Genomic DNA, 20,969 nt, shown 5'->3' on the forward strand with positions numbered 1-20,969 from the left:
GCAAAACAATGGCCGCGAGACCCTTCCGTTCCGAATCTTCGAACAAAACATGACAACGGATCGAAATCTGGCGTGATCATCTAACGGATTGAGAAGACAGGCAAAACGTCAGCCGTGCGGCAAAATAAAGGCAGAGGCGCACCGCTGCCTTTATTTAATCAACCGGCCCCCGCGCCCTGCCTCAGGCGGGGATTTTGACGACGACCTCAATTGTGGCGCCGTCCTTCAGTTCAAACGATGCGCCCTTCTGTTTCACGCCGCCCTTTTCAAGCGTGACCGTCTTGACGGCCTTGTCGCGCACGATCTTGATCCTGCACTCGCAGCCCGACATTTTGAGCGTCGCGGAGTACCCATCCCAATGGCTGGGAATCCTTGGAGCGATCTCCACCTTCTTTCCGTGGCGCTGGATGCCGAGGATGCCTTCCACGGCGGCGCGATAAAGCCAGCCGGCGGACCCGGTGTACCAGGTCCAGCCGCCGCGCCCGCCCTTGCCATCTTCCGCATAGACGTCGGCAACGACCACGTAAGGCTCGACGCGGTAGTGCTCGGCCGCCGCCTCATCCAGCGCATGATTGACTGGATTGAGCATCGAAAAGCAGCGATAGGCGTCGTCGTTTCGGCCCATTTCGGCAAGGGCGATGACGAACCAAGTCGCGGCATGGGTGTATTGGCCGCCGTTCTCGCGCACGCCGGGCGGATAGCTCTTGATGTAGCCCGGATCCTTCTCGGTATTGGCGAAAGGCGGCGTGAACAGCTTGACGATCTTCAGTTCATCATCGACCAACCTCTCGATCACCTGCTCCAGGGCCGTGCGGGAGCGCGCCGGATCGCCCTCGCCCGACAGAACGCTCCATGACTGAGCGATGGAATCGATCTTGCACTCGTCGGAAGCGTGCGAGCCGAGCGGCGTACCGTCGTCGAAGCTGCCACGGCGATACCACTGGCCGTCCCACGCGGTATTCTCAAGCGCCCGCTTCAGGGTGCGCGCATGCTTCTCCCATGCCTGGGCATGCTTGGTATCGCCCTCGGCCTTGGCGATCGCCGCAAAATCGCCGAGCGTCGCGAGCAGGAACCAGCCGAGCCAGACGCTCTCGCCCTTACCCTCGACGCCGACACGGTTCATGCCGTCGTTCCAGTCTCCGCCGAGTATCAGCGGCAGGCCACCCGCGCTGCTGCGCTTGATGGCAAGGTCGAGCGCGCGGGCGCAATGCTCGTAGAGCGAGACCTTTTTGTCCGAAACCGTCGGCACGAAAAACGCATCGTGTTCGCCCTCGGCCAGCGCCTGCCCCTCGATGAAGGGCAGTTGTTCCTTGAGGATCGCCTTGTCGTCGGTCACGGTGATGTAGCGGGCGACCGCGTGCGCAAGCCAGACAACATCGTCCGAAATGATGGTACGCACGCCAGCGCCGGTGCGCGGCAGCCACCAATGCTGGACATCGCCCTCGGCAAATTGCCGCCCGGCCGCATTGAGTATCTGCTCGCGCCCAAGGGCAGGGTCGTGCGATAGCATCGCCATCGTGTCCTGCAATTGGTCGCGGAAGCCATAGGCGCCGCTCGCCTGGTAGAACGCCGAACGCGCGCGAATGCGACAGGCCAGGCTCTGATAGGGCAGCCAGTGGTTGACAATGGCGTCCATCGCCTTGTCCGGCGTCTCGATCTGGATCGTATCGAGAAAGCCGCGCCACGCGCGCTCATTGTCGCCGAGGCGCTGGTCGAAGTCCTTTTCACGATGACGCTGGACGAGCGCTGAGGCCTCCTCGGCGGACGCGGCATCGCCCATCAGCCAAAGCAGCGTGACATCGCCGCCGGCCGGTATCTCGATGTCGCGGGCAATCGCCGCACACGGATCGTCGCCCGCTTCGATGCGCCCGGAGAGGATAGCTCCGGACAGAACGGCATCAGGCGTCTCGGTGTTGCCATGACGGCCCAGGAATTCCTCGCGGTCCGCCGTCATCGAATCTGGTTTACGGTCGCTCGCCAGAAATGCGATGCGGTCGCCATAGTCCAGCCCGTAGGGGTTTTGCGCCAGCAAGGCACCCGTCGCTTCGTCCCTTGAGGGAACGATGGTGGAGGCCGTTTTTGAGCGATGGCCGCCCAGCACCCACTCGGCATAGGCGTAAATCCGCAGCCTGGCCGCCACAGAGCCGGTATTGCGGATGCGCAGCCTGGAAATCCTGATCGGGTCGACCGGATCGACGACGTGGGTGAGGTCCATCTCCAGCGGGCCACGCGTGGCCCTGAACGTCGAAAAACCCTGGCCGTGCCACGTTTCGTAAGTCACTGCCGGGTCGCGCACGACGGCCGCAATCGGCGAGAACGCTTCGCCACTGGCAAGGTCGTGAATATAGATGCCCTCGCCCGGCCGGTTCGTCACCGGATCGTTCGACCACGGCGTCAACTGGTAGTCGCGGCTGTTGCGGCTCCAGGTGAAGGCCGCGCCTTCCGCCGATGTGTGGAAGCCGAACGAGGCGTTGGATACGACGTTGATCCATGGCTGCGGCGTCACGCGGTGGCCGGTCAGGCGCACCACATAATGCCGCCCGTCGCCCTCGAACCCGCCAAAGCCGTTCCAATTGCTCAATCCGGAACCGTCTGCTGAGCGATCGTCAAACTTTGCTCGTTGCTTTGGCGCCGGCAAGGCGATGCCGGCCGACTGCGCCGCATCCTGCAGCGCCAGCGTGTCCCTTTCCTGCAGGGCGGCCGTTTCCGCGCGCTCGATCTGGTCGAAGATGGTGCCATTGCGGGTGTGCAGCACGACGCGGGCAACCGCCAGCAGAGTCTTGTAGGTGCCCTCGTCCATCAGGTCGCGGCGCACGGCGAAGATATGCTGGCGCGGTCCGAGTTCGGTACCGCGCAGCCGGCTGTTCTCGCACAGCGTCTCGATCGCCTGCTGCAAATCCTGCACATAGGAGGACGCCTGCTCGTTGATGACGACGAAATCGGCCATCAGGCCGCGCGCGCGCATATATTCCTGAAAGCGCAGCGCCTGGGCGACGATCTCGATGTCGGCAATATCCGAAATCCGGATGGCGAAGATCGGATAGTCGCCGGAAACGCTGGTCGGCCAGAGGCCCGACTGCTTGCCGAGACCAGAGACGATGGCATCCGCAGGCAGGCGCAGGAAGGCGTCGGGATAAATGAGGTAGCGCGCCAGTTTCTGGACATTGGCGGCATCGGCAAGGCTGAGGCCAAGATGGCGCGTCTGCACCTGCGACCGCGTCCAGGCAAGCATCGACTGGCGCGAAAAGCTTTCCGGGTGGTCAAGCCGGGCAATCGCTGATTCCATCTCGGCGCGGTTCGCGCCCACAACCGTCCAGAATGTCAGCGAGGTCTTCTTGTTGGCGGGGACGCGTACGTGCCGCCTAAGCGACGCGACGGGGTCGAGCGTGAACCCGTCATGCCCGCCCAGCTTGGCGCCACGGTCGAACGCGGCCGCATCGGCGATGGTGCGCCCTCGCCCGATGAAGGCGCGGCGGTCGGTTTCCGCCTCGGTATCGCGCGACAGGCCCGACGGATCGGTGACGAAATGCGCGGCGGCTATGTCCTGTTCGCTCGTTTCGCGCTTGCGCCGAACCGCGAAGATCGCACCGTTGTCCGCCGCAATTTCCGTCTCCACGAACATTTTCGAGAAGACGGGATGGGCATTGTCGGAGGCTTCCGGCGCCAACGCCAGTTCGGCGAAGGAAGTGACCTCGATATGGCGGTCGATCGGGCCGTCATTGTAGAGCGTAATGCGGCGGCCCTCGCCATTACCTTCGGACACGACGATGCATTCGACCTCGGAGCGCAGCGTTCCCACCGTCTTGACGAAACTCGCCTTGTCGTCGGAAAAATGCGTATGGGCCAATTCGCCGGGAGCGGCTTTCGGCTCCGTGGTAGCCGACCACCAGTCGCCCGTATCCGCATCGCGCAGGAAGAGGTAGGTGCCAAGTCGGTCCTCGGTCGGGTCCGGCTGCCAGCGGGTTACCGCCACTTCGCCCCAACGGCTGTAGCCGGAGCCGGTTGCCGTCAGCATCACCGAATAGCGGCCGTTCGACATCAGGCTGGTCGAGCGAAGCGCCCGCGGCGGATTGAGGATGATGCGGGTATCCGGGCTCTGTACCTCGGTTTCGGCCTTGGCGGTCCGCTCATCGGCCTCGGTTCGTACGGCAGCCGCAAGAATTTCGCGAGGCGCCTTTTCCTGCAGCAACAATTCGGCCGATTCGATAACCGGATCGCTGTGGAATCGGTCGCGCAGGCGGCCTTCGAAAATCGCGTCGGCAACGGCTGCAATCGACATGCCCGAATGGTGCGCCATGTAGTTGTGCACGACGGCATGGTCGCTGCCTTCCGGCACGCGCTGCGGCGTAAAGTCGACCGCGTCGTAGTAGCCATGCGGCCCAAGCGCGCCGATGCTTTTCAGGCGCTCAAGATTGGCGACCGATTCACGCGGGGTAAACTGGGCCGCCAGGATCGTGGCGTAAGGCGCGATCACCGTGTTCTGGCCAAGACCGCGCTTCAGGCCAAGACCGGGTACGCCGAAGTTCGTGTATTGATAGGTCAGTTCGCGGTCGCGCGCATTGTAGGCGGCTTCCGAAATGCCCCACGGAACGTTCTTCGAATCGCCATACTGGATTTGCCGCTTGATGATGAGCTTGCTGGTCTGGTTGAGGATGCTGCCGCGCGGCTCCTTCATCACCAAGGGCGGCATCAGATATTCGAACATCGAGCCGGACCACGACATCAGCGCGCCCTGGAAGCCGATCTCGACGATCGGGCGGCCGAGACGGAACCAGTGTTCGGTGGGCAGGTCGCCCTTGGCGATGGCAAACAGGCTGGTCAGGCGCGCTTCGGATGCCAGAAGATCGTAGCAGCTTTCATCGAGCTGATGCTCCTCCACCCGGTAGCCGATCGACAACAGCTTGCGCTCCGGCCGCAACAGGAAGGAAAAATCCATCTCGAAGGCGAAGCGGCGCGTGCGCTCGCGCAGTTCCAGCAGCTTGACCCGCAAGGCCGCGATGGCCGCATCGTCGCTATGGGCGTCGAGGACATGGGCTTCGCAGGTGGCTTCGAGCCGGGCGGCCCAGTCCACGATCACATTGCTGCGGGCAGAACCGGCCTCCGTATGAATGGCGGCGGCAAGCTTGCGGATTTCGCCGGCCAGCACCGTCAGGTTGATGGTGCGGATCGAGGCCATTTCCGGCTGCGCCTTGATCGTCTGGACCGCGCGGCGCACGCCGTCGAGACGGTCGGCCAGGCGCTGGCGAAGCGGACGCAACTGGCGACGGTCGTCGGGAAGTTCGTCGAGGCTTTCGTCGAGAATGGCGACCGTGTCGAGGATGCCCTCGAAATCGGCCTGCAGGTGAACGGAGGGCGCTTCGGCCCATTCGGCGCATGTAGCGGCGACCGCCACGAGATGCCCCGCAAGATTGCCGCTGTCGACGCTGGAAATATAAAGCGGATAGAGCGGCTTCAACGTCACCGTGTCGTACCAGTTGAAGAGATGCCCACGGCTGCGCGGCATGCTTTCGATGGTGGTCATCGTCGCATCGATGCGGTTGACGGCATCGGACAGGCTGATCCAGCCGAAATCGCGCGCCGACACCACGGACAGAAGATAGACGCCGACATTGGTCGGCGACGTCCGGTGGGCGACCACGGGGGCCGGGCTTTCCTGGAAATTGTCCGGCGGCAGATGGTTGTCGTCGGCGGTGACGAAGGTTTCGAAATAATGCCAGGTGCGGCGCGCCACGATGCGCAGCGCATGGATGTCGCGGGGCGAGATGCGCAACCTGTCTTCGGTTTCGGCCGAACGGCTGATGACCCAGGCGAAGGCCGGCGAACCGATCCAGAACAAGGCGAAGAAGAACGCAACGAACGCGCCGGTGGAATCGGCGAGCACGGGGATGGCAAGGCCGACCAGACCCACGACGACCGCGCCATGCATCATGGCGTAATAGGAGCCGAGGTCGTTGCCGCTGCTCTTTTGCGCCTGCGAGGCGGTGCGCCATTCGAGCATGTTCTTGCGGCTGACGAAAAGCCGATACAGCGTGCGCACGATCGCATCGCCCATCATCCAGGCGCTGTGCGCCATGAGGACGATCTTCAGCGCGACCATGGCCGTGCCGAAGGCAACGTCATGCGCGAGCGCCGAGAAATGCCCGCGCGCGGTCGCGTCGCGGGTCTTGGGCAAGATCGAATTGACGATGTCGAAGGTCGGAGCCATGAACAGGCTGAGGATCAACAGCGCCTGCCATTGCGCTGCCTGCGTGAACGGCAGCAGCGCCCAGCCGGCAATCGCCGCCATGACCCAGAAGATCGGCGTGAGCGAGCGGCGCAGATTGTCGATCATCTTCCAGCGCGACAGCGCCGGAACGCCGGACCGTGGATTGAAGATGAAGCCCAGCAACTGCCAGTCGCCGCGCGCCCAGCGGTGCTGGCGCGACGCATCGACGGAATAGCGGGTCGGATAGTCTTCGACCAGTTCGACATCCGTTACCAGCGCCGAACGCGTCAGCGAACCTTCGAGCAGATCGTGGCTGAGAATGGTGTTTTCGTCGATGCGATCCTTCAAGGCCGCTTCGAACGCATCGATATGATAGAGGCCCTTGCCGGTGAAGGAACCGTCTCCGAACAGATCCTGATAGAGGTCTGAAACGGCAAAGACATAAGGGTCCAGCCCACGGCTGGCGGAAAACACGCGCTGGAAAAAGGAAGCCTCGTCGCCTGAGGTCAGCGAGGGCGTGATGCGCGGTTGAAGAATGGCGTAGCCGGCGGTCATTTCGCGGCGCGCACTATCGAAATGCGGACGGTTGAGCGGATGGCACAGCTTGCCCACCAGTCGCGCGACCGCATCGCGGGTCGTGCGGGTATCCGCGTCGAGCGTCATCACATGGACGACGTCTTCCGGTAGCGGCGCCTCCAGCGGCATGAAGGTGGTGTCGCTGTCGCCGCGCAGGAGCAGGTTCAGCTCATGCAGTTTGCCACGCTTGCGTTCCCAACCCATCCAGCATCCTTGAGCGGCGTTGTAGAGCCGGCGCCGGTGCAACAGATGGAACAGGGGCGCGCCTTCGCTCGGATAGCGCGCGTTCAGCTTGGCGATCTGGGCCTTCGCGAAGTCCCGGATTTCGATGTCGCCCTGATCGACTTCGCTTGAACTGTCGGGCCAATCGGAAAGCAGCGCGAAATAGAGTTCGTCCGACACATTGGCGAGGTGATGAACCTCGATGTTGCGGATGTTTTCCTCGACATCGTCACGCGAGCCGATCAGCGAAGGCACCACCACCAGCGTGCGCGCGGCCGCAGGCACGCCACCCTTGAATTCATAGCCGACAAGCCTTGTCGGCTTCAAAAACAGCAGAACCACGGTATTGAAGAAGCCCAGCGCGCCTTCGCTCGCCGGCACGGCGAACAGAACCAGCATCAGCACGATCGCCGGCCATGGCAAAAGCGGCTGGAGCGCGTCACCGGCGAGACCGAGCAACAGGACCGTCAGCGCGAACACCGGAAGAACGATGCCGAGCCAGCCCGTCTTGCGGAATGCCCGGCCAAACCTGAGCGCGATGCCGGCACGGTAGCCGATCGACCGTTCCAGTTCCCGTCGGCGCGGCCCGACCAGGAAAAATCCGACATCGCTGTGCTTGCCGTCGACAATGCCCGCCTCCGGCCCTTCCTGGTTATCCAGCGGCTCGGTAGCTCCGGCCATTTCGGTGGCCAATTCCGCCACGCGGTATTCAGACAGGCTCGAGCGGCGCGCCAGATCCTCGATGGACTGGCGGTACTGGTCGCGCGATGCGAAGTCGAGCGCATCGAAATCCGTGCGCTCGCGCAACAGCGCATCGACGCGGCTCACACCTTCGAACCAGTCGGTCCAGTCGACATCGTTGATAAGGCGCAGGCCGCGAATGATATTGCCGGTGGTTACGTTGCCACTGGACAGCGTCTGATGCTCGCCGATGATGATTTCTTCGGCGTCCGAACCTGATTTCTCAAGTTCTCCCTCCAGCCACTCAAGCGCCTTGCCGGAATTCTGCGACCCGTCGCGCAGGCGATAGAGCAGTTGGGTGGCAAAGGTCGTGTCCTGCGCATGAACGCCGTAGGGAGACAGGATTGCCGCATCGTCGTCCTCCTTGGAGGCCAGCACGCGGTCGGCCACGTCATTGGCGATCTGGCGCATGTCGTGCGACCGGTTGACCCGCACGGCCAGGCGGCGGAGATTCTCCACCAGCACGAAACGCAGCAGCGACGGCAGCGCCCATATCTCGCCGATCTTCATCGGCTCGATGGACTGGAACCCCTCGACGATGACCTTGAACGTCTGCGCGGCAACGGAACTGTCCGAATGGGAGACATAGGCCCATGCAATGACAAGCGCGCGCGGCACGCTGGTTCCGTCGGCAAGCTGCAAGGTCGGCAGTTGGCGGTAGAAGCGGCGCGGCAGGTCGCGCTTGATCTGAAAAATGGTTTCTTCGACCAGGTAATTGTTGTCGAGCAGCCATTGCGCCGCCGGCGTAACCGTTTCACCCCTGCCCTGCGCCGCGTTCGTCGAACGATAGACTTCGAGGATCTTGCGCGCACTCTCGCGGATGCGGGCCTGAAAATCGAAAGGCTGCAAGGTCGGCAGATCGGCTACTTCGCCTTTGGCAAGGCTCTCGCCCAGCGCGCGCAGGCGATCCTCGTCCAGGAACGGAGAGCGGATCGGTTCCTGGACATCAGCGGGGAAATTCGCACCGGCCTTCACGGGGTCAAATTTGGCGGCGGCAGCCTTTGCGGCGATTGTCTTATCCGTTTTGGCAAGGCTGGACTGTATGTTCATTCAAAATTCCATGGGGCAGCACGCTGTCTTGGCATTGCCGCTGCTGTATATTTCCAAGCTGAAACTATCGCACACGGTAAAACCGGTGGCGATCCATGACCATAGCAGTCGTAGCCTGTTCGACAACCTGCAAGCGCGGGTTTTGTTCCATCTCCGCGCCGAGCGAGAGGCAAGGATTCTGGCTTTTTCGTGATGTGGGAGGCCGGCGTGCCGAATTTGAACGCGGTAGCCGAAAACACCTTGAAACCGGCGCTAACGGATGCGGCCGCTACCCGAGATCGTGACGAGGAACGCTACCGCCTCCCGCTCCGGCTCAAGCAGAATCGGCCGTGCCCGCTCGCCCACCAGCAGGGTGTCGCGCGGACCGAGCACGATCGGGCTTTCGCCCGGCACGCGGAGTTGGCCCTGGGCACAAAAAAGCAGGGTCGTGCCATCGTCCGGCGCGATTTCAACAGGCTCGGTAACCGTTATCCGTTCGACCGTATGGGTGGCCCGGCCGCGCCTTGTCATCATATTGAGGTCGGTCACCGGCCCGCCGATGAGGACGGCATGAGTTTCCTCGTCGGCCGCAAAAGGCAACGGCTCCGACCGGGCGGTGAGCTCGATCGGAATCCCGCCGCCGATACTCAGCACAATCCCCTCGCCTTCCAATATGGAAAGCGTGCGGTCGATGCCGGCAAACAGTGAGAATGGCCCGCCGGCTTCTACGCGCGCCATGGAGATACGCCAGTCGAAATCGTCCATGCCGGCACCGGCGGGCGAGACGAAAATTTCCGTCGTCGTCCCGCCGCCGTTCTTCCACGGCATTTCACGGTAGTCCTGGGTACGAAGAACGCGCATGAGAGTCAGCCTGCGGCGGACGCCCGGATAAATTCGGTCGTCCGCTCTATCTCTTTGTTTGAGCATCGGATTTTCCGAAAACCGGTAACCACTTTTCGGTCCGATGCTTTAGTCAGATCGCGGCCGTGATGATGATCTCGACCTTGTATTCCGGCGTGGCAAGCTTGGCTTCGCCGGTGGCGCGCGCCGGCGTGTTGCCCTGCGGCACCCACTTGTCCCACTCGGCGTTCATTTCCGCGAAGGTGCTCATGTCGGCAAGCCAGATGATCGCCTGGAGGATTTTGGTCTTGTCGGTGCCGGCCTTCGCCAGCAAGCCGTCGATGGTGGCCAGAATGTCCTTTGTCTGCTGCCCGACCGACGTTCCCGCTTCGCCAACCTGGCCGGCGAGGTACACGGTGTTACCATGGATAACCGCACCGCTCATCCGGGGGCCTACATCGATACGACGAATGCTCATGAAAATTCCTTTCAGTTGACGGTCCAGCCTCTTTAGAGTCGCCGTAGCCTTGGGGCAAGTCCGCGCCTTTGATCCACGGGGCGGCAAAAACGTTCCGCAGGTCATTTTCCGCCGTTCGCTTTATTGACATATGTAATAACATCACATACCCAACCGATCCACGCCGGCAATGGCGGAACCCCACATGGAAAGCTCGGATCGGATGGCCGAAGCCTGTCTCACCTTTCACGATCTCACGCTCGGCTACGCCAGCCACCCCGCCGTGCATCATCTCGGCGGCGTCGCGGCCAAGGGCGCCTTGACGGCGGTTGTCGGCGCGAACGGTTCCGGTAAATCGACCTTGATGAAGGGCATCGCCGGAGTGCTGAAGCCCATGGCTGGCCGCATCGAGCGGGCATCGGGCACGCGCATCGCCTATCTGCCGCAGCAATCGGAACTCGACCGGTCATTTCCCGCCCGCGTCGTCGATCTGGTTTCGCTCGGCCTGTGGCCCCGGCGTGGGCTGCTTGGTCGTCACACGCGCCATGACCGCGACGCGGTCAGCCAGGCGCTGACGGCGGTCGGTCTGACCGGTTTCGAGAAGCGCCCGCTCGACACGCTGTCCGGTGGGCAATTGCAACGCGCGTTGTTTGCCCGCGTGCTGGTGCAGGATGCCGACCTGATCCTGCTCGACGAGCCGTTCAACGCCATCGATAGCAAGACGGTTTCCGATCTGGTCGCGCTGATCAAGCGCTGGCATGGCGAGGAACGCACCGTTCTCGTCGTGGTCCACGATCTCGACCTTGTGCGACAGAACTTTCCTGAAACGATGCTGCTCGCCCGTCAAAAGGTGGCATGGGGCGAGACGTCGGCCACGTTGCAACCCGCGAACCTTAAGCGGGCGCGCCGCTTCCATGAGGCCTGGGAGGACGACGCGCCATGGTGCGAGCCCGAATCCGAGGGGCACGACCACGCGCACGACCATCACCACCACGGCGTCGAGCACAGGGCGGCCGAATGACCATGCTGTTTGATCTTTTCGTCGCGCCCTTTGCCGACTTCGGCTTCATGCAGCGCGCGCTTTTCGGCTCGCTGATGCTGTCGCTGGGCGCCTGCCCGGTCGGCGTTTTCCTGATGCTGCGACGCATGAGCCTTGCGGGCGATGCCATGTCGCACGCCATCCTGCCGGGTGCTGCCGCCGGCTTCCTGATCTACGGCCTCGACATCCTGCCGATGACCGTCGGCGGGTTGATCGCGGGCGTCATCGTGGCCCTCCTAGCCGGGGCCGTCTCGCGCTTCACCGTCCAGCGCGAAGACGCCTCGATGGCGGCGTTTTATCTCATCTCGCTGGCCATCGGCGTGCTGATGGTGTCGATGCGCGGCTCCAGCATCGATCTCATGCATATCCTGTTCGGCACGGTGCTGGCGCTCGACAATGAAGCGCTGGTGCTGATCGGCGGCATCGTCGCGGTCACGCTCGCCAGCCTTGCCGTGTTCTGGCGCGCGCTGGTGGCCGAATGCCTCGATCCGCTGTTCCTGCGCTCGGTCAGCCGGCTGGGCAGCCCGGTGCATTTCATCTTTCTTGGCCTTGTCGTGCTCAATCTTGTCGGCGGTTTCCAGGCCCTCGGCACGCTGCTGTCGGTCGGGCTGATGATCCTGCCTGCCGCCGGCGCCCGCTTCTGGACGGCGCGCGTCGAACCGATGTGCGTGCTGGCGGTGCTGATCGGTTTTGCATCCTGCATCGCCGGCCTGCTTTTGTCCTACCATGCGTCGCTGCCATCCGGCCCGGCCATCATCCTGTCGGCGGGCGTCGTCTACCTCGCGTCGATCCTGTTCGGCACGCGCGGTATCGTTCGCGCCCGCATACACCACCGCCACAGAACCGCCTGATCCACCCCAAGGAGATCACCCATGCTGAAGACTGTCCATGCCGCCTTTGCGATGAGCGTTATAACATTCACTGCCCTGGCCGCTTCGCCGGCAGCGGCAGCCCCGTTGAAGGTGGTCGCCAGTTTCTCGATTATCGGCGATTTCGCCAAGAATGTCGGAGGCGACCGTGTCGAGATCACCACGCTGGTCGGCCCGAACGGCGACGCGCATGTCTATGAACCGAAGCCGGCGGATGCCGTCGCCATGGCGGGCGCCGATGTCGTTTTGGTCAACGGCCTGCATTTCGAGGGTTTTTTGCAGCGCCTGATCGACGCCAGCGCCACCAAGGCGGCAATCGTGGAACTGACCAAGGGCATAGAGCCGCTCGAATTCAAGCCGGAATTCGCCGAGGAAGAAACCGCGCATGAGGAAAGCCATGAAGGTCACGATCATGGCCCGCTCGATCCGCATGCCTTCCAGTCCGTCGCCAATGCCGAGATTTATGTGAAGAACATCGCCGATGCCTTTTGCGCCGCCGATACCGATGGCTGCGTCGGCTACCAGACCAATGCGGCCGCCTATATCAGGAAGCTCGATGCGCTGGACGGCGAGGTAAGGGCGGCGATTGCCTCGATCCCCGAAGCCAAGCGCGTGGTCATCACCTCGCACGACGCTTTCGGCTATTTCGAACACGCCTACGGCCTGACCTTCTTGGCGTTGCAGGGCATATCGACGGAGTCCGAGCCATCGGCAGCTGATGTAGCGAAGCTGGTGGAGCGGGTCAGGCACGACAAGGCGGCCGCCATTTTCGTCGAAAACCTCACCAATCCGAAACTGATCGAGCAGATATCAGCAGAGACGGGCATCAAGATCGGCGGCACGCTTTATTCGGATTCACTGTCGCCCGCCGATGGTCCGGCCTCGACCTATATCGACCTGATGCGCAACAATGTCGCCCAGATCAAAGGCGCGATATCGGGTAGCTGAGAGTTGGAAATTCGCGGCGGCAGTTGCTCCCCGGCTGGGAGAATGGCAAGACTGCCGCCGACGCATCAGCGAGGACAAATCATGGACATTCGCCAGATCACCGACAGCTATTCGGTTTCGCAGCAAATTACCCCTGACGAGATCGCCGCCATCAAGGTAGCCGGGTTCAAGACCGTCATCTGCAACCGGCCCGACGACGAGCAGCCGGGCCAGCCCTCGCACGACGCTATTCAAGCGGCGGTCGAAGCGGCGGGGCTAAACTTCCGCTATATCCCTGTCATCAGCGGCCAGATGACCATGGAAAACGTCGAGGATCAGGCGGCGGCGCTGGACGAGGTCGAAGGACCGGTGCTCGCCTATTGCCGTTCTGGCACGCGCTGTACCAATCTTTATGCGGCGATCCAGCAGGCCAAGAACTAGAAAAATCAGATCGGCAGCGCGCCGGTTTCTTTCAGCGTCTGCAGCACGATTGCCGTCTTTACATGCTGCACGGATTCGTGCGGCAGGAGCACGCCGTTGACGAAGTCCGACAGCGATTTCAGGTCGGGCGTCACCACTTTCAGGATGTAATCCATCTCGCCGGTCAGTGCGTACGCCTCCAGCACTTCCGGCAGGCGCGCCAGAAGCTCGCCGAAGCGGCGCGCATTGTCGCGGTTGTGGGTGGCCAGCGTCACCGAGATGATGTTGACCAGCGAAAAGCCCAGCCGGTCGCGGTCAAGAACGGCACAGTAGCCGCGAATGTAACCATCCTCCTCCAGCCGCTGACGCCGCCGTGAGCATTGCGACGCCGACAGGTTGACCTGCACGGAAAGGTCGTTGTTGGTCAGCCGCGCATCATCTTGCAGAAGCGCCATTATCTTGCGGTCGAACTGATCAATACGCGTGTCTTCAGCCATTTCCTACGCCTCCATGCGTCTTCCTCGCATCAAATGCACACTCTAAGCGTTCGAATGCAAGCACCATGCGAGCGGCTGGCGCTATAATTGGCTAGAGTTTCCATTCAAGCCAAGCCGAGGATTTTGCCATGGGCCCCTTCCCGCACGACGCACCGCCCGCCACGATCAGCGAAGCCAACCCTGCCGGCACGGACGGTTTCGAGTTCGTCGAATTCGCGCATCCCGAGCCGGAAAAACTGGCGGAACTTTTTTCTCGCATGGGTTACGCGCCGGTGGCAAAGCACCGGACGAAGAACATCACCGTCTGGCGGCAGGGCGACATCAACTATGTGATCAACGCCGAGCCCGGCTCACACGCGATGCGGTTCGTCGGCGAGCATGGTCCCTGCGCGCCGTCGATGGCATGGCGTGTGGTCGATGCGAAACATGCTTTCGATCACGCGGCGGCGAAGGGCGCCACGCCCTATGAAGGCGACGACAAGGCGCTCGACGTCCCCGCCATCGTCGGCATCGGGGGCTCGCTGCTTTATTTCGTCGAAAGATACGGCGAAAAAGGTTCGGCCTATGACGCCGAATTCGAATGGCTGGGCGCACGCGATCCGAAGCCCGAAGGCGTCGGCTTTTACTATCTCGACCACCTGACCCATAATGTCTATCGCGGCAACATGGACAAATGGTGGGCGTTCTACCGCGAACTGTTCGGCTTCAGGCAGATCCACTTCTTCGACATCGCCGGGAAAATGACCGGGCTGGTTAGCCGCGCGATCACCTCACCCTGCGGAAAAATCCGCATCCCGCTCAACGAATCCACCGACGACAAGAGCCAGATCGAGGAATATCTGCGCAAATATAACGGCGAAGGCATCCAGCACATCGCGGTCGGCACTGACGGCATCTACGACGCCACCGACAGGCTCGCCGCCAACGGGCTGAAATTCATGCCTGGCCCTCCCGAAACCTATTACGAAAAGAGCCAGGCGCGTGTGAACGGCCATGACGAGCCGCTGGAACGCATGAAGAAGCACGGCATCCTCATCGACGGCGAAGGCGTGGTCGACGGCGGCATGACCAAGATTCTGCTGCAGATCTTTTCCAAGACGGTGATCGGGCCGATCTTCTTCGAATTCATCCAGCGCAAGGGCGACAAAGGTTTTGGCGAGGGCAATTTCCGCGCGCTGTTCGAATCCATCGAGGAAGATCAAATCCGCCGCGGCGTGCTGAAGGTGCAGGCGGCGGAATAGGCCGCCAACCTACCCCTCGTACTTTTCCACAATCTGTTCGATCGCACCGAAAATCGAGCGGCCGGCCGCATCCTTCATCTCGATGCGCACCGTATCGCCAAAGCGCAGGAACGGCGTTTCTGGCGCGCCGCTTTCGATGGTTTCGATCATGCGCTGTTCGGCGATGCAGGAATAGCCGACGCCGCCAGCCGACACCGGCTTGCCCGGTCCGCCGTCCAGTTTGTTCGACACCGTGCCGGAACCGATGATGGTGCCGGCGCATAGCGGCCGCGTCTTGGCGGCATGGGCGATCAGCGTCGGGAAATCGAAGGTCATGTCGATGCCGGCATTGGCGCGGCCGAACGGCTTGCCGTTGAGGTCGACCAGCAGCGGCAGGCTGAGCTTACCGCCGTCCCAGGCATTGCCCAGTTCGTCCGGCGTCACCGCAACGGGCGAGAAGGCGGAAGACGGCTTCGACTGGAAAAACCCAAAACCCTTGGCCAGTTCGTCCGGGATCAAATTGCGCAGCGATACATCGTTGGCCAGCATGACCAGCCGGATCGCGTCACGCGCCTGCTCGACGCTTGCGCCCATCGGCACATCGCCGACAATGACCGCAATTTCCGCTTCCATGTCGATGCCGAAGGCCTCATCGGCAAGCCGGATCGGCTGGCGGGGGCCAAGAAAAGCATCCGAGCCGCCCTGATAGATCAACGGTTCGGTCCAGAAACTGTCCGGCATCGCGGCGCCCCGCGCTTTGCGTACCAGTTCGACGTGATTCACATAGGCCGAGCCGTCCGCCCACTGGTAGGCGCGCGGCAGCGGCGAATGCGCGTCATTTTCATGGAAACGCGCCGACGGCACGGCATCGCCTTCGAGCGATTGCGCCATCGTGACCAGATGCGGCGCGATCCGCTGCCAGTCGTCCAGTGCGCCTTGCAGCGTCGACACCAGAAAAGAGGCATCGGTGAAGCGCGTCAGATCACGCGAGACGACGACCAGTTTACCATCGCGCGTCCCGTTCTTCAGGGTTGCAAGCTTCATGCAGGTTCCTCTCCCGGCGCGCTTTTCGCGCCTATCGCCACAACAAGCCCGTCGCGCGCAATCGTCAAGTCACCCGCCCATGTTTTTCGCGCGGCGGCGATCCAGTCGGCTTCACCGATCGCGGAATCGTCGCCTGGAACGAGATGATTGAGCACCAGCCGGCCCACGCCGGCGTCAGTGGCAATGCGGCCGGCCTCATCGGCAAAGCTGTGGCTTGCCAGCAGATGTTCCCGCAGCGTCGCGCCATTGCCGGTTCGCGCGACCAGCCGCTCAACGCCTTCTTCCAGCATCGCCTCATGGACTAGAATATCGGCATCCTTGGCGAAACCGGCCAGCGGCGGAAAGAAGGCGGTGTCGGACGAGAACACCACGCTTCGCCCCCGATGCTCGAAGCGCAGCGCAAAACAATCCGTCACCGGGGGATGGCTTACCCGCAGGGCGGAAACCTCCAGCCCGTCGCCGTCGACAACCACGCCTTCGGAAAATTCTTCGACGTGGACGAGGTCGCGAATGTCGGGGCGGCCTTCGTCGTCGATGCGGATGTCGATGTCGAATTCGAGCGAGCGGATGAAATACCGCCAATAGTCGGCGGTTCCGGGCGGGCCATACACCGTCACCGGGGTTGCAAGACCGGCTGTCCATGCCGTGTGGATGAGCGGCCCCAGTTCCAGCACATGATCGGAGTGCAAATGGGTAATGAAAACAAGATCTAGCGTCTTCAAATTCATGCCGGCATCGGCGAGGCCTCGCGTAACGCCCAGCCCACAATCCACAACAATCTTTCGCCCGCCGATTTCCAGCAGCGACGAACTCGGCCACGGTCCGCCCGGCCGGATCGCCGGCCCGCCTTTCGAGCCCAGCAGCACCAGGCGGTCGCCGGTCTGAGCGGCGCTCAAGACCAGTCGCCTTCCGGTGTGCCGTTGAAGCGTTTCTTCAGGTCCCTCCAGCAGTCGATGTAGTCGCGCTGCAATTGCGGCAGTTCGGCCCCGTAGCGCGTCAGCATTTGCGGAAAACGCGTCTCGAACATGAAGGCCATGGTGTTGTCCAGTTTCACCGGTTTCAGTTCCGCCTTCGAGGCCTTTTCAAAGCCCGGCGCGTCCGGGCCGTGCGCCAGCATCATGTTGTGCAGGCTGATGCCGCCCGGCACGAAGCCTTCCTCCTTGGCGTCGTACTGACCGTGAATGAGACCCATGAATTCGCTCATGATGTTGCGGTGGTACCAGGGCGGACGAAACGTATTTTCCGCCACCAGCCAGCGCGGCGGGAAGATGACGAAATCGACATTGGCCGTGCCATCTTCGCCTGAAGGCGCTGTCAGGACGGTGAAGATCGACGGGTCCGGATGGTCGAACAGGATCGCGCCCACAGGAGAAAACGTTGCAAGATCATATTTGTAGGGCGCGTAGTTGCCATGCCACGCGACCACGTCGAGCGGCGAGTGATCGAGGTCCGTGACGTGAAACGCGCCGCACCATTTGACGATCATTCGGCACGGCGTTTCCTTTTCCTCAAACCAGGCGCAGGGCGTCTTGAAGTCGCGCGGATTGGCGAGGCAATTGGCCCCGATCGGGCCGCGATCCGGCATGGTGAATTTTGCGCCGTAATTCTCGCAGACGTAGCCCCGCACTTCCTTGTCGATCAGTTCGACCTTGAAGACGAGGCCGCGCGGTAGGACCGCGATCTCGCCCGGGGAAAGCTCGATGACGCCCATTTCGGTGATGAAATTCAACCGGCCGACTTGCGGCACCACCAGCATTTCGCCATCGGCGTTGAAGAAATGATTGTCCACCATCGAGGCATTGGCGACATAGACATGTGCCGCCATGCCCGACTGGCCAAGCGCATCGCCGGCGGTGGTCATGGTGCGCATGCCGGCGATGAAGTCGGTCGGTTCGGTCGGCATCGGCAGTGGGTTCCAGCGGTACTGGCCGAGCGCCAGTTCATGGTCGCCAAGGTTCGGCGCGGTCTTCCAGTGCGGGTAGGTTGCTACTTTGAAGCGACCGGTGTGCTTGACGCTCGGGCGGATGCGATACAGCCAGGAGCGCTCGTTGGTGCCGCGCGGCGCGGTGAAGGGCGAACCGGATAGCTGTTCGGCGTAAAGCCCGTAGGCCGGCCGCTGCGGCGAGTTGCGGCCTTGCGGCAGCGCACCCGGCATGGTTTCGGTCTCGAAGTCATTGCCAAAGCCCGGCATGTACGAAAATGCCATGGTCTCCTCCTTGAAATCGCTTCCGATTGGTGTCGTCCCGAACCGCCGAAAATGCAACCGCCAGCGTCGGACACCAGCCTTCCAGCCGACTCGCGTCCCTAAGCTGGCACAATGACAATCACGGTTTGCATTGAATATCTTTCCTGTGGAAGCAGGCAAATCCGATGCTTGCGGGTTCCCTTGCGTCAAGCATATCCTGTCCCATTACGCGCTGGAGGGCGCGGGTGAACAGGGGGATGTTCCATGACCATACAAGGTGCTTCACCAGGCCTCTATAATGAAGATCTCGCGCCGGCAACGGTTCGAAACTGGGGGCCGTTTTCGATCTTCAACGTCTGGACATCGGACGTCCACAGCCTTTGGGGCTACTATCTCGCGGCCAGCCTGTTTCTGTTTTGCGGCGGCTTTGTCAATTTCATCGTCGCCATCGGCATCGGCTCGCTCATTATCTACGTGCTGATGAACATGGTCGGCTATGCGGGCGTAAAGACCGGCGTGCCCTACCCGGTGCTGGCGCGCGCCTCGTTCGGCATATGGGGGGCCAATCTGCCGGCGCTGGTGCGCGCCATCGTCGCCTGCTTCTGGTATGGCGCGCAGACGGCGCTCGCTTCCGGCGCTCTGGTTGCCCTGTTGGTCCGCACCGACTGGTTCCTGCAATTCCACCAGAACACCCATTTCCTCGGGCATTCCGGTCTTGAGGTGATCTGCTTCCTCATCATGTGGGGGCTGCAGCTTCTGATCATCCAGCGCGGCATGGAAACAGTGCGGAAATTCCAGGATTGGGCCGGTCCCGCTGTCTGGATCATGATGCTGATCCTGGCCATCTATCTGTGCGTCAAGGCTGGCACCTTCGCGATCAACAGCGATATTCCGATGGACGTGCTGCTGGCGCAGACCAAGGATGCGGGCGTGCCCGGCGTACCCGGATCATGGACCGCGCTGTTTGCGGTCGCTGCCATCTGGGTGACCTATTTCTCCGCGCTCTACCTGAATTTCTGCGATTTTTCTCGCTATGGCAAAAACAAGGATGCCATTCGCATCGGCAATCTGTGGGGCCTGCCGATCAACCTCGTGCTGTTCTCGCTGGTGGCGGGCGTCATCACCATCGCCGCCTACGACGTTTATGGCGAAGTCCTGATCCATCCCGAACACATCTCCGCCAAGTTCGATAGCTGGTTCCTGGCAACGCTCGCGGCACTGACCTTCGCGGTCGCGACGCTGGGCATCAACGTCGTGGCGAACTTCGTTTCGCCGGCCTTCGACTTCTCCAACGTCTTCCCGCGCCAGATCGACTTCAAGAAGGGCGGCTATATCGCGGCCCTGATCGCACTGGTGCTTTATCCGTTCGCGCCATGGGAAAGCGGGGCTGCGGCCTTCGTCAGCGCCATTGGTGCCACGATGGGACCGATCTTCGGCGTGATGATGGTGGACTACTATTTGATCCGCAAAGGCGAACTGGATGTCGAGGCGCTCTACCGCGAGAACGGCGAATTCCGCTTCCAGGGCGGCTGGCACGTCAACGCCCTGATCGCCGCAGGCATCGGTGCTGTGTTCTCGTCGATCCTGCCGAACTTCACCAACTGGCTTCCCGAATGGTGGGGCGTCTATGGCTGGTTCTTCGGCGTCGCCATCTCCGGGGTCATCTACTACGTGCTGCGCACGGCAGCGCTTGGGGCTGGTGCAAAGGCGGTGCGGGCCTGAGCCTGAAATCAGGGGCTACGCTCTGCGGCGTGGCCCCGCACCCTACCGAGTGGCCAGATCCTTCTCGAACCAGAAGTCGGCGTAAGGGTTATCGTTGTAACGCGCCGTTTCGATAAAGCCCTGGCGGCGATACAGCGCCTGCGCCTCGGTCAAGGCGCGATTGGTATCCAGCCGAAGCTTTTTGAAACCCGCCTCGCGCGCGATCCTGTCCAGTTCGCCAAGCAGGCGGCTCGCCACGCCCTGCCCGCGCGACGACGGCGATATCCACATGCGTTTGATTTCAGCCGCTGCCGCGTCGAGCCTGACCAGCGCCGCACAGCCGATGGGTTTTTCGCCGCTTCGGACGATGAGAAAAAAGCCCGCCGGCGGGGTCATTTCCGCGTCCGACAGTTTGTTGCCGCTCGCCCGATCGAAACCGCCGTCGAAACGCTGTTCCAGTTCCAGAAAATACTGGTCGAGGCACCAGCGAGCATCCTTGTCACCCGGCAGCACAATAGCGATTTCGATCGGCGCGACGGCAAGCAGGTTGCGCACTTCGGTCATGGCCGCGATCAGGCGGGCTCGCTGCGCACTGTCCAGCGGCGCGAGCAGATTTCCGGCAAGCTCGTCGGACAGCGCGTCATAGCTGGCGAACTCGACCCTGCCCCTTTCCGTCAGGACCGCGCGGCGTGTCCTTGCGTCGCTGGCCTGCTTTTCCACTATGACCAGTTCCTGTGCCTCAAGCGATCGCAGCAGGCGGCTGACATAGGCCGAATCGAGATTCAAGGTAGCGCGAAGCGCGCGCACATCCTGTCCATCCGGGCCAATCTCGAACAGCAGCCGAGCTTCGCCAAGCGGCCGGCCGCGGCTGAGATAGCTGTCCTGCAACGCGCCGACGCGCTGCGTAACGAGACGGTTGAACAGGCGAACCTGCCTGATAAGCTCTGCATCCATTACCTGACTTTAGTCAGATAATTTTTAGCGCGCAAGAATTTCC

15 protein-coding genes are annotated in these 20,969 nt (G+C 62.2%); 7 read left to right on the forward strand and 8 right to left on the reverse strand.

Annotation, left to right across the window (positions count from 1 at the left end):
• Nucleotides 1-181 precede the first annotated feature (181 nt).
• Complete coding sequence (locus tag ACX3P0_RS04285) at nucleotides 182-8,794, reverse strand: GH36-type glycosyl hydrolase domain-containing protein (protein ID WP_459086753.1); 8,613 nt, start codon at nucleotides 8,792-8,794, stop codon at nucleotides 182-184.
• Between the two features lie 28 nt (nucleotides 8,795-8,822).
• Here ACX3P0_RS04285 and ACX3P0_RS04290 point away from each other — a divergent pair, with 28 nt between their 5' ends.
• A complete protein-coding gene (locus tag ACX3P0_RS04290) occupies nucleotides 8,823-8,987 on the forward strand; it encodes a hypothetical protein (RefSeq protein WP_459086755.1) in 165 nt (54 codons plus the stop codon).
• 59 nt (nucleotides 8,988-9,046) lie between these two features.
• Here ACX3P0_RS04290 and ACX3P0_RS04295 read toward each other — a convergent pair whose 3' ends face one another.
• Together ACX3P0_RS04295 and ACX3P0_RS04300 are read right to left on the reverse strand one after the other, a co-directional pair.
• Nucleotides 9,047-9,634, reverse strand: coding sequence for a HutD/Ves family protein (locus tag ACX3P0_RS04295; RefSeq protein ID WP_459086757.1), 588 nt, complete (start codon nucleotides 9,632-9,634; stop codon nucleotides 9,047-9,049).
• A 112-nt stretch (nucleotides 9,635-9,746) separates the two neighbouring features.
• The gene (locus tag ACX3P0_RS04300; RefSeq protein WP_459086759.1) at nucleotides 9,747-10,091 is read right to left on the reverse strand and encodes a RidA family protein; all 345 of its coding nucleotides are present in this window, start codon (nucleotides 10,089-10,091) and stop codon (nucleotides 9,747-9,749) included.
• A 202-nt stretch (nucleotides 10,092-10,293) separates the two neighbouring features.
• Between ACX3P0_RS04300 and aztA the strand changes: the two genes are divergently transcribed.
• The 4 genes from aztA to ACX3P0_RS04320 all read left to right on the forward strand — a co-directional run bounded on the left by aztA (nucleotide 10,294) and on the right by ACX3P0_RS04320 (nucleotide 13,346).
• Nucleotides 10,294-11,091, forward strand: coding sequence for a zinc ABC transporter ATP-binding protein AztA (gene aztA, locus ACX3P0_RS04305; protein WP_459086872.1), 798 nt, complete (start codon nucleotides 10,294-10,296; stop codon nucleotides 11,089-11,091).
• A complete protein-coding gene (aztB, locus tag ACX3P0_RS04310; RefSeq protein WP_459086761.1) occupies nucleotides 11,088-11,960 on the forward strand; it encodes a zinc ABC transporter permease AztB in 873 nt (290 codons plus the stop codon). Before aztA ends, aztB begins: the two co-directional genes overlap by 4 nt.
• Before the next feature lie 21 nt (nucleotides 11,961-11,981).
• Nucleotides 11,982-12,926 (forward strand): zinc ABC transporter substrate-binding protein AztC, encoded by a 945-nt coding sequence (gene aztC, locus ACX3P0_RS04315; RefSeq protein WP_459086763.1) that lies wholly within the window; start codon nucleotides 11,982-11,984, stop codon nucleotides 12,924-12,926.
• 81 nt (nucleotides 12,927-13,007) lie between these two features.
• The gene (locus tag ACX3P0_RS04320; RefSeq protein ID WP_459086765.1) at nucleotides 13,008-13,346 is read left to right on the forward strand and encodes a protein tyrosine phosphatase family protein; all 339 of its coding nucleotides are present in this window, start codon (nucleotides 13,008-13,010) and stop codon (nucleotides 13,344-13,346) included.
• Nucleotides 13,347-13,351: 5 nt separating this feature from the next.
• Here ACX3P0_RS04320 and ACX3P0_RS04325 read toward each other — a convergent pair whose 3' ends face one another.
• Nucleotides 13,352-13,822, reverse strand: coding sequence for an Lrp/AsnC family transcriptional regulator (locus ACX3P0_RS04325; RefSeq protein ID WP_459086767.1), 471 nt, complete (start codon nucleotides 13,820-13,822; stop codon nucleotides 13,352-13,354).
• Nucleotides 13,823-13,950: 128 nt separating this feature from the next.
• Between ACX3P0_RS04325 and hppD the strand changes: the two genes are divergently transcribed.
• Nucleotides 13,951-15,063 (forward strand): 4-hydroxyphenylpyruvate dioxygenase, encoded by a 1,113-nt coding sequence (gene hppD, locus ACX3P0_RS04330; protein ID WP_459086769.1) that lies wholly within the window; start codon nucleotides 13,951-13,953, stop codon nucleotides 15,061-15,063.
• 9 nt (nucleotides 15,064-15,072) lie between these two features.
• Here the strand turns inward: hppD and ACX3P0_RS04335 are convergent, their stop codons facing one another.
• The 3 genes from ACX3P0_RS04335 to hmgA are packed head-to-tail and all read right to left on the reverse strand — an operon-like array spanning nucleotide 15,073 to nucleotide 18,292.
• On the reverse strand, nucleotides 15,073-16,086 hold the full coding sequence (locus ACX3P0_RS04335; RefSeq protein ID WP_459086771.1) for a fumarylacetoacetate hydrolase family protein: 1,014 nt from the start codon (nucleotides 16,084-16,086) through the stop codon (nucleotides 15,073-15,075).
• Nucleotides 16,083-16,982 carry an MBL fold metallo-hydrolase gene (locus ACX3P0_RS04340; protein ID WP_459086773.1) on the reverse strand — a complete coding sequence of 300 codons (900 nt, stop codon included), beginning with the start codon at nucleotides 16,980-16,982 and terminating at the stop codon, nucleotides 16,083-16,085. Before ACX3P0_RS04340 ends, ACX3P0_RS04335 begins: the two co-directional genes overlap by 4 nt.
• Nucleotides 16,979-18,292, reverse strand: a complete 1,314-nt coding sequence (gene hmgA / locus ACX3P0_RS04345) for a homogentisate 1,2-dioxygenase (protein ID WP_459086775.1) — start codon at nucleotides 18,290-18,292, stop codon at nucleotides 16,979-16,981. Before hmgA ends, ACX3P0_RS04340 begins: the two co-directional genes overlap by 4 nt.
• 243 nt (nucleotides 18,293-18,535) lie before the next feature.
• Here hmgA and ACX3P0_RS04350 point away from each other — a divergent pair, with 243 nt between their 5' ends.
• Nucleotides 18,536-19,993, forward strand: coding sequence for an NCS1 family nucleobase:cation symporter-1 (locus ACX3P0_RS04350; RefSeq protein ID WP_459086777.1), 1,458 nt, complete (start codon nucleotides 18,536-18,538; stop codon nucleotides 19,991-19,993).
• A gap of 42 nt (nucleotides 19,994-20,035) precedes the next feature.
• Here the strand turns inward: ACX3P0_RS04350 and ACX3P0_RS04355 are convergent, their stop codons facing one another.
• Nucleotides 20,036-20,926: a bifunctional helix-turn-helix transcriptional regulator/GNAT family N-acetyltransferase gene (locus tag ACX3P0_RS04355; protein ID WP_459086779.1), complete on the reverse strand. Its 891-nt coding sequence runs from the start codon at nucleotides 20,924-20,926 to the stop codon at nucleotides 20,036-20,038.
• Nucleotides 20,927-20,969 lie beyond the last annotated feature (43 nt).

The organism is Mesorhizobium sp. A556 (genome assembly GCF_054489545.1).

Excerpts from the sequence above, each read along its gene's own strand:
- ACX3P0_RS04285 (WP_459086753.1), bottom strand. The coding sequence starts at position 8,794 with ATGAACATACAGTCCAGCCTTGCCAAAACGGATAAGACAATCGCCGCA.
- ACX3P0_RS04295 (WP_459086757.1), bottom strand. The coding sequence starts at position 9,634 with ATGCGCGTTCTTCGTACCCAGGACTACCGTGAAATGCCGTGGAAGAAC.
- ACX3P0_RS04300 (WP_459086759.1), bottom strand. The coding sequence starts at position 10,091 with ATGAGCATTCGTCGTATCGATGTAGGCCCCCGGATGAGCGGTGCGGTT.
- aztA (WP_459086872.1), top strand. The coding sequence starts at position 10,294 with ATGGCCGAAGCCTGTCTCACCTTTCACGATCTCACGCTCGGCTACGCC.
- aztB (WP_459086761.1), top strand. The coding sequence starts at position 11,088 with ATGACCATGCTGTTTGATCTTTTCGTCGCGCCCTTTGCCGACTTCGGC.
- aztC (WP_459086763.1), top strand. The coding sequence starts at position 11,982 with ATGCTGAAGACTGTCCATGCCGCCTTTGCGATGAGCGTTATAACATTC.
- ACX3P0_RS04320 (WP_459086765.1), top strand. The coding sequence starts at position 13,008 with ATGGACATTCGCCAGATCACCGACAGCTATTCGGTTTCGCAGCAAATT.
- ACX3P0_RS04325 (WP_459086767.1), bottom strand. The coding sequence starts at position 13,822 with ATGGCTGAAGACACGCGTATTGATCAGTTCGACCGCAAGATAATGGCG.
- hppD (WP_459086769.1), top strand. The coding sequence starts at position 13,951 with ATGGGCCCCTTCCCGCACGACGCACCGCCCGCCACGATCAGCGAAGCC.
- ACX3P0_RS04335 (WP_459086771.1), bottom strand. The coding sequence starts at position 16,086 with ATGAAGCTTGCAACCCTGAAGAACGGGACGCGCGATGGTAAACTGGTC.
- hmgA (WP_459086775.1), bottom strand. The coding sequence starts at position 18,292 with ATGGCATTTTCGTACATGCCGGGCTTTGGCAATGACTTCGAGACCGAA.
- ACX3P0_RS04350 (WP_459086777.1), top strand. The coding sequence starts at position 18,536 with ATGACCATACAAGGTGCTTCACCAGGCCTCTATAATGAAGATCTCGCG.
- ACX3P0_RS04355 (WP_459086779.1), bottom strand. The coding sequence starts at position 20,926 with ATGGATGCAGAGCTTATCAGGCAGGTTCGCCTGTTCAACCGTCTCGTT.